This window comes from Stutzerimonas kunmingensis (genome assembly GCF_002929225.1).
Lineage (GTDB): Bacteria > Pseudomonadota > Gammaproteobacteria > Pseudomonadales > Pseudomonadaceae > Stutzerimonas.
Genome location: NZ_PISM01000018.1, coordinates 540,589 through 552,983 on the forward strand (window position 1 = coordinate 540,589; position 12,395 = coordinate 552,983).

A 12,395-nucleotide genomic window follows, 5' to 3' on the forward strand; every position below is an offset into this window, starting at 1 on the left:
CCTTTCGCCAGCTTCGCGAGGCCGCCCATGCTTCAGCACAATCGGGTTCAGCACATTCTTGTCGCCCACGATCTCAGCCCGGACGCCGATCTCGCGCTGCAACGTGCCGCCGGCCTGGCGCGCCAGACCGGTGCTCGCATCAGCCTGCTTTACGTACTCGACGAGCGCGACGCCGGGAGCGACGAACAGCAGGCACGCGCACTCCTGCAGCAACGCCTGCAGGAGAACGGGCTGGGTCAGCTCGAACCCTGGATTCGCCGCGGGCAGCCGGTGGAGGAGATCCTCACCCAGGCCGAGGGGCTGGAGGCCGATCTGCTGGTGCTGGGCCGCCATCACAAGGGGTCGAGCCAGGGATTCGCCGGCACCACGCTGGAGCGCGTCATGCTGGAAAGCCGGGCGCCGCTGTTGCTGGCTATCACCCCGGCAGAGGCCCCGTATCATCGCGCCGTGGCTGCGCTGGATTTCTCCCGCTGCGCCACGCGCGCCATGCACTGCGCCTGGGAGTTGCTGGGCGAAGGTGCCGAGCTGCACGCTCTGCACATCGACGAGATGGCCGAAGTACACGGCCCCGATTACGAAGGTCTGTCGCTGCAGCAGGAGCTGTTCGACCAGCTGATCGAAGATATCCAGCCGCAGCTGCCGGATACCGGCGCGCTGCTGAGCTACAGCCTGCATCAGGGCGAGCGCAACAATTGCATGGACGAGGCGCTACGCGACCTGCAACCGCAGCTGCTGGCCCTTGGCAGTCACAGCCGCGGTGAACTGAGCAGCGCTCTGCTTGGCAGCCTCGCCCGGCAGTTTATCGACAACCCGCCCTGCGACATCCTGATCGCGCGCTGAAGCGCATCTCTGCCCGCCTGCGCCCGACGGCTCGGGTGCATGCAGGCACAGCATCACTGATCGGCACGCCACCATCAGGTTGCGTCCTTGCAAACCCCTGCTACGTTTAGAGCCAGAACAACAATAAGAAGAAGACGCCCATGAGCCTCGCTTCGACTCGTTTCTGGTCCCGCTTTCCAGCTCCCATCTCTGCGACTTTCCACGACGACGTGATGCCCCGCGCACGAGTGCGTTCGCCGTGCGTGCATCAATGCCTGGCCGCTGCATTCAGCCCGCCGGCGATCCACGGCATTGCGCGCCTGACCGTCTGCCCAGCTTTCCCCTAACCCGCCCATACGGACCGCTTCGCATGGGGCGAACCCGTATGCCGAGCAAACCGTGCAAGGAGATACGCATGAAGCTTTCAGCAATCGCAGCGGCAACCCTGACGGCAGTGGTCGCCGTACCCGCCTCGGCCGAGATTTCCGACGGCAAGGTGAAGATCGGCATCCTCAACGACCAGTCCGGCGTGTATGCCGATTTCGGCGGCAAGTGGTCGTTCGAGGCAGCGAAGATGGCTGCAGAGGACTTTGGCGGCAAGGTACTCGACGCGCCCATCGAGATCGTCACCGCCGATCACCAGAACAAGCCGGACATCGCCTCCAACATCTCGCGGCAGTGGTACGACCGCGAGCAGGTCGACTCGATCATGGAGCTGACCACGTCCTCGGTGGCGCTGGCGGTACAGGGCATTTCCAAGAGCAAGAAGAAGATTAACCTGGTGACCGGCGCCGCCACCACGGAGCTGACCGGCAAGCAGTGCTCACCCTATGGCTTCCACTGGGCCTATGACACCCATGCGCTGGCGGTCGGCACTGGCGGCGCACTGGTTTCCCAGGGTGGCGACAGCTGGTATTTCCTCACCGCCGACTACGCCTTCGGCTACTCGCTGGAAGAGCAGACTGGCAAGTTCGTCAAATCCAAGGGCGGCGAAATCAAGGGCGCGGTACGCCATCCGCTGGCGAGCACCGATTACTCGTCGTTCCTCTTGCAGGCGCAATCCTCCGGCGCCAAGGTCATCGGCCTGGCCAACGCTGGCCTGGACACCGCCAACAGCATCAAGCAGGCCGCCGAGTTCGGCATCGTCGCCGGCGGCCAGCGCCTCGCCGCGCTGCTCTTTACCCTCGCCGAAGTGCACGGCCTGGGCCTCGACGCCGCCCAGGGCCTGACCCTGACCGAAAGTTTCTACTGGGACCGCGACGACAAATCCCGCGAGTTCGGCGAACGCTTCTTCAAGCGCACCGGCCGTATGCCGAACATGGTCCACGCCGGCACCTACTCCGGCGTCATGCAGTACCTCAAGGCGATCGAGAAGGCCGGCACCGACGCCACCGAGCCGGTCGCCAAGGCGATGCACGAGATGCCGGTGGACGACGTTTTCGCGCGCAACGCCAAGGTAGGCGCCAATGGCCGACTGATCAGCGACGTCTACCTGATGGAAGTGAAAAAGCCTGAGGAAAGCAAGCGCGCCTGGGACTACTACAAGGTGCTGGCCACGGTGCCGGGCGACGAGGCCTACATCAAGCCGGCCGATAGCGGCTGTGAACTGGTCGGGCAGTGAGCATGGCTGCAGCGCAAAGCCTAAACGCCGGCGGACCGACCGCCGGCACAGCCACGGACGCGCCGGTCATGCTCTCGGCGCGAGGTCTACGCAAGGAGTTCGGCGGCTTCGTCGCCGTCAACAACGTCGACCTGGACGTGCGCCATGCACAGGTGCACGCCCTGATCGGTCCCAACGGTGCTGGCAAGACCACGGTGTTCAACCTGCTGACCAAGTTCCTGCAGCCCACCAGCGGCAGCATTCGCCTGCTCGACCATGACATCACCCGCACCGACCCGGCCAAGGTGGCACGCATGGGGCTGGTGCGCTCGTTCCAGATCTCGGCGGTATTCCCGCACCTTAGCGTGCTGGACAACGTGCGCGTTGCCCTGCAGCGGCCGGGCGGGCTGGCTACGCAGTTCTGGCTGCCGATGCGCTCGCTCAACCGCCTCAACGAGCGCGCCATGCAGCTGATCGAGTCGGTCGGCCTGGCCGACAAGCGCAACGAGCTGGCGGCTGATCTCTCCTACGGTCGCAAACGCGTGCTGGAGATCGCCACCACCCTGGCGCTGGAGCCCAAGGTATTGCTGCTGGACGAGCCCATGGCCGGCATGGGCCACGAAGACGTGCATGTGGTGGCAGAGATCATCCGCGAGGTCGCCACCCAGCGCGCGGTGCTGATGGTCGAGCACAACCTCAAGGTGGTCGCCGACCTCTGCCATCAGGTGACCGTGTTGCAGCGCGGCGAAATCCTTACCTCCGGCGACTACCGCACGGTCAGCCAGGACGAGCGCGTACGCGTGGCCTACATGGGGACCGACGATGACTGAACCCTTGCTCAGCGTGCGCGACCTCAACGCCTGGTATGGCGAAAGCCATGCCCTGCACGGCATCGACCTCGACGTGCACCAGGGCGAGACGGTGACCCTGCTCGGCCGCAACGGCGTCGGCAAGACCACCGCGCTACGCTCGATCGTCGGCATCATCCGCAAGCGCAGCGGCAGCATCCGCTTCGACGGCAAGGACATGCTGCGCGTACCGCTGCACCGCACCGCCCGCCACGGCATCGGCTACGTTCCGGAGGAACGCGGCATCTTTTCCACCCTCACCGTCGAGGAAAACCTCACCCTACCGCCGGTGATCGCCAAGGGCGGCATGACCCTGGCTGAGATCTACCAGCTGTTCCCCAACCTAGAGGAGCGCCGCAAGAGCCCCGGCACCAAGCTTTCCGGTGGCGAGCAGCAGATGCTGGCCATGGCGCGCATCCTGCGCACGGGCGCCAAGCTGCTGCTGCTAGACGAACCCACCGAAGGCCTGGCACCGGTAATCATCCAGCGCATCGGCGAGGTGCTGCAGACGCTCAAGCAGCGCGGCATGACCATCCTGCTGGTCGAACAGAACTTCCGCTTCGCCAGCAAGGTGGCCGACCGCTTCTATGTGGTCGATCACGGCAAGGTCATCGATTCGTTCGACGTCGCCGATCTGCCCGGCCGCATGACCACGCTCAACGAAGCCCTGGGGGTCTGATGACGACGATTTTCGATGTACCGATCCAGGCGTTCCTCGGCCAGCTCTTGATCGGTCTGATCAACGGCTCGTTCTACGCCATGCTCAGCCTGGGCCTGGCGATCATCTTCGGCATGCTGAAGATCATCAACTTCGCCCACGGTGCGCAGTACATGATCGGCGCCTTCGCCGGCTACCTGCTGCTGGCCACCCTGGGCATCGGCTACTGGCCGGCGCTGATCCTTGCGCCGATCGTCGTCGGCCTGTGCAGCGCGGTGATCGAGCGCCTGGCGCTATCACGGCTGTACAACCTCGATCACCTCTACAGCCTGCTTTTCACCTTCGGCCTGGCGCTCGCCCTCGAAGGCGCGTTCCGCTACTTCTACGGCTCCTCCGGGCAGCCCTACGCCGTGCCGAAAGAACTGGCCGGCGGCTACAACCTGGGCTTCATGTTCCTGCCCAAGTACCGCGCCTGGGTGGTGCTGGCCTCACTGGTGATCTGCATCGCCAGCTGGCTGCTGATCGAGAAGACCAAGCTCGGCGCCTACCTGCGCGCCGCCACGGAAAACCCGACGCTGGTGCGCACCTTCGGCATCAACGTGCCGCTGTTGCTGACCTTTACCTACGGCATGGGCGCAGCGCTGGCCGGCCTGGCCGGCATGCTCGCCGCGCCGATCTACCAGGTCAGCCCGCTGATGGGTTCGAACCTGATCATCGTGGTGTTCGCGGTGGTGGTGGTCGGCGGCATGGGCTCGATTCTCGGTGCGATCATTACCGGCTACATGCTCGGCATCCTCGAGGGGCTGACCAAGGTGTTCTATCCGGAGGCTTCCAACATCGTGATCTTCGTGATCATGGCGATCGTACTGCTGGTGCGCCCGGCCGGCCTGATGGGGAGGGACGCCTGATGAACAGCCAGGTGAACGTCACGCCGACCACCAAACGCCCGCTGCTGCGCCTGGAGACCGTGCTGATCCTGATCGGCGTGGTCGCGCTGGCACTGGCACCGTTCTACTTCTACCCGATCTTCCTGATGAAGGTGCTGTGCTTCGCCCTCTTCGCCTGCGCCTTCAACCTGCTGCTCGGCTATACCGGCATCCTCTCCTTCGGCCACGCGGCGTTCTTCGGCGGCGCGGCGTATTTCACCGCCCACGCGGTGAAGGAATGGGGGCTGCCTCCGGAGTTGGGCATTCTCGTCGGCGTCGCCGGCGCGGCGTTTCTCGGGCTGATCATCGGCTTCCTGGCGATCCGCCGGCAGGGCATCTACTCGACGATGATCACCCTGGCGCTGTCGCAGATGTTCTTTTTCTTCTGCCTGCAGGCTTCGTTCACCCACGGCGAGGACGGCATTCAGAACATCCCGCGCGGGCACCTGTTCGGCTTCATCGATCTCGAGGAGCCGCTGTACATGTACTTCTTCGTGCTGTCGGTGTTTCTCGCCGGGATGCTGCTGATCTGGCGCGTGATCCACTCGCCGTACGGCATGATCCTGCGCTCGATCCGCGAGAACGAGAACCGCGCCATCTCGCTGGGCTATTCGGTGTCGCGTTACAAGCTCGGCGCCTTCGTCATGTCCGCCGCGCTGGCGGGGCTGGCCGGCGGGCTGAAGGCACTGGTGTTCCAGTTCGCCACGCTGACCGATGTCAGCTGGCAGATGTCCGGCGAGGTGGTGCTGATGACCTTGCTCGGCGGTATTGGCACGCTGGTCGGCCCGGTTTTTGGCGCGGCGCTGGTGACCACGCTGGGCAATTACTTCGCCACATCGGAGCTACCGGTGACGCTGGTCACCGGCATCATCTTCATGGTCTGCGTACTGGTGTTCCGGCGCGGGATGATCGGCGAACTCTATGCCTCGCGGCTGGGCAAGAAGCTGGAGCGGCGCCCTGAGGACTGAAGCCGAACCGGCTCAGCCGTTCGCTTCGAGCAGTTCATGCAGTTCGACGAACTGCTGGCTCAGCTTGTGCCGCGGGTCCAGGTAAACCAGCGGCGTGCAGGCCTGGTGCGACTCGCGCATCTTCACCGAACTCATCAGGTAGACCGGTAGCACCGGAAGACCCTCGCTCAGCAGTTCATCGATCATTTGCTGCGGCAGCGCGGCACGCGGCTGGAACTGATTGACCACGATGCCCTCGACCTCGAGCGTCTCGTTGTGGTCTTCCTTCATCTCCTCGATCTCGTCGAGCAGGCTGTACAGCGCCTGGCGGGAAAAGCTGTCGCAGTCGAAGGGAATCAGGCAGCGATCAGCTGCGATAAGCGCAGAGACCGTATAAAAATTCAGCGCCGGCGGGGTGTCGAGGTAAATCCGGTCATAGTCCTCTGCAAGACCGTCGAGCAATTTTCGCAGCTTGTTGATCTTGTGCTTGGCCTCCAGCTTGGGCTGCAGGTCGGCCAGCTCTGCCGTCGCGCTGATCAAATGCAGATTGTCGAAGGCCGTTTCTAGAATGGGCGGGCGCGCCTTCTTGCCAGCGGTACCGCCGGCGAGAATCTGCTTGAAGAAATCGGCGATGCCGGTGGGAATGTCATCGCCGGTCAGCCCGGTCAGGTAATGCGTGGAGTTGGCCTGGGCGTCCAGATCCACCAGCAGCGTGCGGTAGCCCTGCGATGCACTGACCGCTGCCAGGTTGCAGGCGATGCTCGACTTGCCGACACCGCCCTTCTGATTGAACACGACCCTACGCATGATTCGCCTCCCGACAGTCCCTGAGCGGTCGAGTCTATACGGCAAACATGACAGCCGGGTTATCCACGACGGCAAAACCGACCAAAGTCAGACGGCAACGGGTGCCTTGATGTGCGGATGCGCTTCGTAGCCAACCAGTTCGAAGTCCTCGAAGCGGAAGGCGAACAGGTCCTTCACGTCCGGATTGAGCTTCATGGTCGGCAGCGGCAGCGGCTCGCGGGTCAGCTGCAGGTCGGCCTGCTCCAGGTGATTGGCGTACAGATGGCAGTCGCCGCCGCTCCAGATGAACTCGCCCGGTTGCAGGTCGCAGACCTGCGCCACCATCAGCGTCAGCAGCGCATAGCTGGCGATGTTGAACGGCACGCCGAGGAAGATATCCGCCGAGCGCTGGTACAGCTGGCAGCTGAGCTTGCCGTCGGCGACGTAGAACTGGAACAACGCGTGGCATGGCGGCAACGCCATCTGCTCGACCAGCGCCGGGTTCCAGGCCGAAACGATCAGGCGGCGCGAATCCGGGTTCTTCTTGATCATCGCCAACAGGTTGGCGATCTGGTCGATGGATTCACCGTTCGGCGCCGGCCAGGAGCGCCACTGATAGCCGTAGACCGGGCCCAACTCGCCGTTCTCGTCGGCCCACTCGTCCCAGATGCGCACGCCGTTTTCCTTCAGGTACTTGATATTGGTGTCGCCCTGAAGAAACCACAGCAGCTCGTGGATGATGGATTTGAGGTGGCACTTCTTAGTGGTGACCAGCGGAAAGCCTTCGGCCAGATCGAAACGCATCTGATGGCCGAACACGCTGTAGGTGCCGGTGCCAGTGCGGTCGGTCTTGAAGGTGCCGTGTTCGCGCACGTGGCGCATCAGGTCGAGGTACTGTTTCATCGATTGGCTCGAAGCAGGCGCCGAAGCGCGGTGAAAAAAGGCTGCGCGAATAGTAAAAGGCCTGCGCCCCGCTTGTCGCCCTTATGGCGACAGGCAGGGCAACGGAATCAGGCCGGAGCCCGGCCGGCGTCGCGGCGATAGGCCCAGGCGATCATCCCGGCACCGAGCAGCACCATTGGCACGCAGAGCAGCTGGCCCATGGTCAGCCAGCCGAACGCCAGGTAGCCCAGCTGTGCATCCGGCACACGGACGAACTCGACGATGAAGCGGAAGATGCCGTAGCACACCGCGAACAGTCCGGAGACCGCCATGGTCGGCCGCGGCTTGCGCGAATAGAACCAGAGGATCAGGAACAGCGCGACGCCCTCCAGGGCGAACTGATAGAGCTGCGACGGGTGCCGCGCCAGTAGCTGCGGGTCGGTCGGGAAGACCATCGCCCAGGGCACATCGGTGGCCTTGCCCCACAGCTCGGCGTTGATGAAGTTGCCGATTCGTCCGGCGCCCAGACCGATCGGCACGAACGGCGCGATGAAGTCCATCAGCTCGAAGAAGCTCTTGCCGTTGCGCCGGGCGAAGATCCAGCTGCACAGCAGCACGCCGATCAGGCCGCCGTGGAAGGACATGCCGCCCTTCCACACCTGCAGGATCAGGCTCGGCTGGTTGATGTAGGCGGCCAGGTCATAGAACAGCACATAACCCAGACGGCCACCGACGATTACCCCCATGGCCACCCAGAACACCAGGTCGGAGAGCTTGTCCTTCGGCCACTCGGGTGCGAAGCGCTGCACCCGCAGCGAAGCCAGCCACCAGGCGCCGCCGATGCCGATCAGGTACATCAGGCCGTACCAGTGAATCTGCAAGGGGCCGATGGCGACGGCCACCGGATCGATCTGCGGATAGGGCAGCATCCGTTACTCCTCAAACCAGAAAATTGATGCCGACGCTCAGCAGCAGCAGAGCGAACAGCCGTTTCAGAACATTGGCCGACAGACGATGCGCCAGCTTCGCACCCAGTCTGGCGAAGAACATGCTGGTTGCCGCGATGCCGAGCACGGCCGGCAGATAGACGAAGCCCAGACTCCAGTCAGGCAGTTGCGCCTCGTGCCAGCCGACCACCATGAAGCTCAGCGCCCCGGCAATGGCGATCGGCAGGCCGCACGCCGCGGAAGTCGCCACCGCCTGCTGCATCGGCACGCTGCGCCAGGTCAGATAGGGCACAGACAGCGAGCCGCCACCGATGCCGAAAATCGCCGAAGCCCAGCCGATCACCACGCCCACCAGCGACAGCTCCGGCCGTCCCGGCGCCTGGCCGGTGGCCTTGGGCCGCAGGTCGAAGCCCATCTGCACCGCCATCGCCAGGGCGAACACACCGATGATCTTCTGCAGCATCGGACCCTGGATCGCCGCCGCGGTCAGGCTGCCCAGAGCAGCGCCAAGGAGGATGCCAAAGGTCATCCACAGCACCATCGGCCAGCGCACCGCACCCTTGCGATGGTGGGTGAGAATTGAATTGACCGAGGTGAAGACGATGGTAGCCAGGGATGTCCCAACAGCCAGGTGGGTGAGGATTTCCTGAGAGAATCCCTGCGCGCTGAAACTGAATACCAGCACCGGTACGATGATCAGCCCGCCGCCCACGCCAAACAGCCCGGCCAGCACTCCGGCGAAGCCGCCAAGCAGCAGATACAGCAGAAACTCCATGTGCCCCGTCCCGGCGAAACAAAGCGGCATGTTAGCGGAAAATGCGCCCGCCCCGCGCGCCCGACGTTGACCGCTAAAACCCGGCAGTGGCTCATACGCCGGTCGCGCCTGTACTCTTGGCGGTCCGGACATAGTTTGGCCTTCCCATGTGCCTGATCGTTTTCGCCTGGCGCCCCGGCCACACCCAACCGCTGGTGGTAGCCGCCAACCGCGACGAGTTCCACGCCCGCCCGAGCCTGCCGCTGGGGCACTGGGAGGATGCACCATGGATCGTCGGCGGGCGCGACCTGCAGGCAGGCGGCACCTGGATGGGCGTCACCAGCGGCGGACGCTTCGCCGCACTGACCAACATTCGCGCACCCGGCCAGGTGATCGGCTCACGTTCACGCGGCGAGCTGCCGGAACAGTACCTGCGCGGAAACTTGCCGCCGGCTGACTACCTCGCCGAGCTGACCGGCCGCCGCGCCGACTACGCCGGCTTCAACCTGCTGGTCGGCGATCGGCAGGCACTCTGGCACCTGAACTCACGCAGCGGTGAGGCGACGGAGTTGCAGCCCGGAATCTACGGCCTGTCCAACGCCAGCCTCGACACGCCCTGGCCCAAGCTGAGAAAAGCCCGCGCAGCACTGGCGACCAACCTTGACCCGGCGACTCCTGAGAACCTGCTCGCCCTGCTGGCGGACCCAAGCCCAGCGGCCGAGCATGAACTGCCGCAGACCGGCGTGCCGCTGGAATGGGAAAGGCGGCTGTCGAGCGTCTTCATCGCCAGCCCGGAGTACGGCACGCGCGCCAGCACAGCGCTGATCCGTCATGCCGATGGAGCGCTGGACATCCTGGAGCGTAGTTTCGGCCCGGACGGCCCAGTGGGCGAGGTGCGCTACCGCCACCCGCCAACGAGCTGATTGGCGAGCGGCGGATTGCTCAGACGGCGGCGGACGGGTTGATCAGCTTGCTCAGGCCGAGGTTGCGCAAGGTCAGCTGGACCGTGCTGTGGATGACCTGCGGGCTGTCCAGCAGCATGACCCGCGCCAGCAGCTGCTGAGCAGTATCCATGCTGATCTGACGCAGCAGCCATTTCACCTTGGGCAGGTTGGTAGCGTTCATCGACAGGCTGTCGAAGCCCATAGCCAGCAGCAGCATGGCCGCCGCCGGGTCGCCCGCCATCTCGCCGCAGATGCTCACCGGCTTGCCCTCGCCATGGGCTTCCTTGACCACGCGCTGCAGCGCCTCGAGCACGGCCGGATGCAGATAGTCGTAGAGATCGGCGACCCGCGGATTGTTGCGATCCACCGCCAGCAGGTACTGCGTGAGGTCGTTCGAGCCGACCGAGATGAAGTCCACCATGCGCGCCAGCTCGCGCGTCAGGTAGACCGCCGCCGGCACTTCGATCATGACGCCGACCGGCGGCATGATCACGTCCAGCCCCTCGTCGCGCACCTCGCACCAGGCACGGTGAATCAGATGCAGCGCCTCTTCCAGTTCGCGGATGCCGGAAATCATCGGCAAGAGGATGCGCAGGTTGTTCAGCCCGGCGCTGGCCTTGAGCATGGCGCGGGTCTGCAGCAGGAATATCTCGGGGTGGTCGAGGGTGACGCGGATACCGCGCCAGCCGAGGAACGGGTTTTCCTCCTTGATCGGGAAGTACGGCAGGCACTTGTCGCCGCCGATGTCGAGGCTGCGCATGGTTACCGGCAGCGGATGGAAGGCTTCCAGCTGCTCGCGGTAGATCGCCATCTGCTCCTTCTCGCTTGGGAAGCGCTCCTTGATCATGAACGGCACTTCGGTGCGATACAGACCGACGCCCTCGGCGCCGCGCTCCTGCGCGCGCACCACATCGGCGAGCAGGCCGGTATTCACCCACAGCGGAATGCGATGACCGTCGGTGGTCTCGCACGGCAGCTCGCGCAGCACGTCGAGCCCGGCGGAGAGCTGGCGCTCCTGCTCGGCCAGCACTTCATACTGCTCGCGCAGGACCTTGCCCGGGTTGGTGATGATCTCGCCGCGATAGCCGTCGATGATCAGCTCGATGCCGTCGACCTTGGAATACGGCAGGTCGACCGCGCCCATCACCGTGGGAATGCCCATGGCACGGGCGAGAATGGCGACGTGGGAGTTGCTCGAGCCGAGCACCGAAACCATGCCCACCAGCTTGCCCTCGGGCACCTCGCCGAGCATCGCCGGCGAGAGCTCCTCACTGACCAGGATGGTCTTGTCGGGATAGGTCAGCGTCTGCTGACGCGCCTCCTGCAGGTAGGAAAGCAGGCGCCGGCCGATGTCCTTGACGTCCGATGCGCGCTCGCGCAGGTAGGCGTCGTCCATCATCTCGAAGCGCCGCACGTGTTCGCTGACCACCTGGCGCAGCGCGCCCTGCGCCCACTGACCAGTACGGATGACCTTGGTCACTTCGCCGCCCAGGGCGGAGTCGTCGAGCATCATCAGGTATACATCGAACAGCGCGCGCTCTTCCTTGCGCATCTGCGTGGCGAGCTTTTCCGAGAGAGTGCGCATGTCGGCGCGCACGGCCTCCAGCGCAGCTTCGAAGAGCGTCAGCTCGGCATCGATGTTGTCGATGTTCTTGTCCGGCACCACATCCAGATCAGCCGGCGGCAGCACCACCACGGCGGTTCCGACGCCGGCGCCTGGCGCACCCGGAATGCCGATGAAGCGGGTTTCCTGGATGCCCTTGCCTTGCCGGCCAAGCCCGCGGATCGAACCGGTCGCCTCGGCATGGGCGATAACACCGGCAAGCTGCGCGCTCATGGTGACGAGGAAGGCTTCTTCACCCTCGTCGAACTGGCGGCGTTCCTTCTGCTGGATGACCAGTACGCCCATCACCCGACGGTGGTGGATGATCGGCGCACCGAGAAAGGAGGCATAGCGTTCCTCGCCGGTTTCGGCGAAGTAGCGATAGCGTGGGTGTTCGGAGGCGTGTTCGAGGTTGAGCGGCTCTTCGCGGGTGCCGACCAGGCCGACCAGGCCTTCGTTGGGCGCCATGCTGACCTTGCCGATGGCGCGCTTGTTGAGGCCTTCGGTGGCCATCAGGACGAAGCGTTCGGTTTCCGGATCGAGCAGATAGACCGAGCAGACCTGGCTACCCATGGCCTCCCTGACTCTCAGCACGATGATGCCCAACGCCGCCTTGAGGTCCTTGGCGGCATTCACTTCCTGGACAATCTTGCGCAGCGTGCCGAGCATGCTCAGAGGCTT

At 64.5% G+C, this 12,395-nt stretch carries 12 protein-coding genes; 7 read left to right on the forward strand and 5 right to left on the reverse strand.

Features of this window, described 5'->3' with window-relative positions; all coding sequences use genetic code 11:
- Positions 1-27: 27 nt before the first annotated feature.
- From CW305_RS13130 to CW305_RS13155, 6 genes are all read left to right on the forward strand, one after another.
- Positions 28-840 carry a universal stress protein gene (locus tag CW305_RS13130; protein ID WP_023444548.1) on the forward strand — a complete coding sequence of 271 codons (813 nt, stop codon included), beginning with the start codon at positions 28-30 and terminating at the stop codon, positions 838-840.
- A gap of 394 nt (positions 841-1,234) precedes the next feature.
- The gene (locus CW305_RS13135) at positions 1,235-2,440 is read left to right on the forward strand and encodes an ABC transporter substrate-binding protein (RefSeq protein WP_044314421.1); all 1,206 of its coding nucleotides are present in this window, start codon (positions 1,235-1,237) and stop codon (positions 2,438-2,440) included.
- A gap of 2 nt (positions 2,441-2,442) precedes the next feature.
- Entirely contained in the window at positions 2,443-3,249 is an 807-nt protein-coding gene (locus CW305_RS13140) for an ABC transporter ATP-binding protein (RefSeq protein ID WP_104098089.1), read from the forward strand.
- Positions 3,242-3,946, forward strand: coding sequence for an ABC transporter ATP-binding protein (locus tag CW305_RS13145; protein WP_104098090.1), 705 nt, complete (start codon positions 3,242-3,244; stop codon positions 3,944-3,946). The genes CW305_RS13140 and CW305_RS13145 overlap by 8 nt, the downstream gene beginning before the upstream one ends.
- Positions 3,946-4,833: a branched-chain amino acid ABC transporter permease gene (locus tag CW305_RS13150; protein WP_104098091.1), complete on the forward strand. Its 888-nt coding sequence runs from the start codon at positions 3,946-3,948 to the stop codon at positions 4,831-4,833. The genes CW305_RS13145 and CW305_RS13150 overlap by 1 nt, the downstream gene beginning before the upstream one ends.
- Positions 4,833-5,819, forward strand: a complete 987-nt coding sequence (locus tag CW305_RS13155; protein ID WP_104098092.1) for a branched-chain amino acid ABC transporter permease — start codon at positions 4,833-4,835, stop codon at positions 5,817-5,819. Before CW305_RS13150 ends, CW305_RS13155 begins: the two co-directional genes overlap by 1 nt.
- A gap of 12 nt (positions 5,820-5,831) precedes the next feature.
- On the opposite strand, the gene CW305_RS13160 is transcribed toward CW305_RS13155, so the two are convergent.
- The 4 genes from CW305_RS13160 to CW305_RS13175 form a co-directional block, all read right to left on the reverse strand.
- On the reverse strand, positions 5,832-6,605 hold the full coding sequence (locus CW305_RS13160; RefSeq protein WP_041015235.1) for a ParA family protein: 774 nt from the start codon (positions 6,603-6,605) through the stop codon (positions 5,832-5,834).
- Between the two features lie 87 nt (positions 6,606-6,692).
- The gene (locus CW305_RS13165) at positions 6,693-7,487 is read right to left on the reverse strand and encodes a thymidylate synthase (protein WP_014821842.1); all 795 of its coding nucleotides are present in this window, start codon (positions 7,485-7,487) and stop codon (positions 6,693-6,695) included.
- A 107-nt stretch (positions 7,488-7,594) separates the two neighbouring features.
- Positions 7,595-8,395, reverse strand: coding sequence for a prolipoprotein diacylglyceryl transferase (gene lgt, locus CW305_RS13170; protein WP_104098093.1), 801 nt, complete (start codon positions 8,393-8,395; stop codon positions 7,595-7,597).
- Positions 8,396-8,405: 10 nt separating this feature from the next.
- Positions 8,406-9,188, reverse strand: a complete 783-nt coding sequence (locus tag CW305_RS13175; protein WP_104098094.1) for a sulfite exporter TauE/SafE family protein — start codon at positions 9,186-9,188, stop codon at positions 8,406-8,408.
- 146 nt (positions 9,189-9,334) lie between these two features.
- On the opposite strand from CW305_RS13175, the gene CW305_RS13180 reads away from it, so the two are divergent.
- Positions 9,335-10,090, forward strand: a complete 756-nt coding sequence (locus CW305_RS13180) for an NRDE family protein (protein ID WP_104098095.1) — start codon at positions 9,335-9,337, stop codon at positions 10,088-10,090.
- A 19-nt stretch (positions 10,091-10,109) separates the two neighbouring features.
- Here CW305_RS13180 and ptsP read toward each other — a convergent pair whose 3' ends face one another.
- The gene (gene ptsP, locus CW305_RS13185) at positions 10,110-12,383 is read right to left on the reverse strand and encodes a phosphoenolpyruvate--protein phosphotransferase (RefSeq protein WP_014821846.1); all 2,274 of its coding nucleotides are present in this window, start codon (positions 12,381-12,383) and stop codon (positions 10,110-10,112) included.
- Between the last annotated feature and the right edge of the window lie 12 nt (positions 12,384-12,395).

Bases quoted from the DNA above. Each gene is read 5' to 3' on its own strand.
- CW305_RS13130 (WP_023444548.1), top strand. From the start codon at position 28: ATGCTTCAGCACAATCGGGTTCAGCACATTCTTGTCGCCCACGATCTC.
- CW305_RS13135 (WP_044314421.1), top strand. From the start codon at position 1,235: ATGAAGCTTTCAGCAATCGCAGCGGCAACCCTGACGGCAGTGGTCGCC.
- CW305_RS13140 (WP_104098089.1), top strand. From the start codon at position 2,443: ATGGCTGCAGCGCAAAGCCTAAACGCCGGCGGACCGACCGCCGGCACA.
- CW305_RS13145 (WP_104098090.1), top strand. From the start codon at position 3,242: ATGACTGAACCCTTGCTCAGCGTGCGCGACCTCAACGCCTGGTATGGC.
- CW305_RS13150 (WP_104098091.1), top strand. From the start codon at position 3,946: ATGACGACGATTTTCGATGTACCGATCCAGGCGTTCCTCGGCCAGCTC.
- CW305_RS13155 (WP_104098092.1), top strand. From the start codon at position 4,833: ATGAACAGCCAGGTGAACGTCACGCCGACCACCAAACGCCCGCTGCTG.
- CW305_RS13160 (WP_041015235.1), bottom strand. From the start codon at position 6,605: ATGCGTAGGGTCGTGTTCAATCAGAAGGGCGGTGTCGGCAAGTCGAGC.
- CW305_RS13165 (WP_014821842.1), bottom strand. From the start codon at position 7,487: ATGAAACAGTACCTCGACCTGATGCGCCACGTGCGCGAACACGGCACC.
- lgt (WP_104098093.1), bottom strand. From the start codon at position 8,395: ATGCTGCCCTATCCGCAGATCGATCCGGTGGCCGTCGCCATCGGCCCC.
- CW305_RS13175 (WP_104098094.1), bottom strand. From the start codon at position 9,188: ATGGAGTTTCTGCTGTATCTGCTGCTTGGCGGCTTCGCCGGAGTGCTG.
- CW305_RS13180 (WP_104098095.1), top strand. From the start codon at position 9,335: ATGTGCCTGATCGTTTTCGCCTGGCGCCCCGGCCACACCCAACCGCTG.
- ptsP (WP_014821846.1), bottom strand. From the start codon at position 12,383: ATGCTCGGCACGCTGCGCAAGATTGTCCAGGAAGTGAATGCCGCCAAG.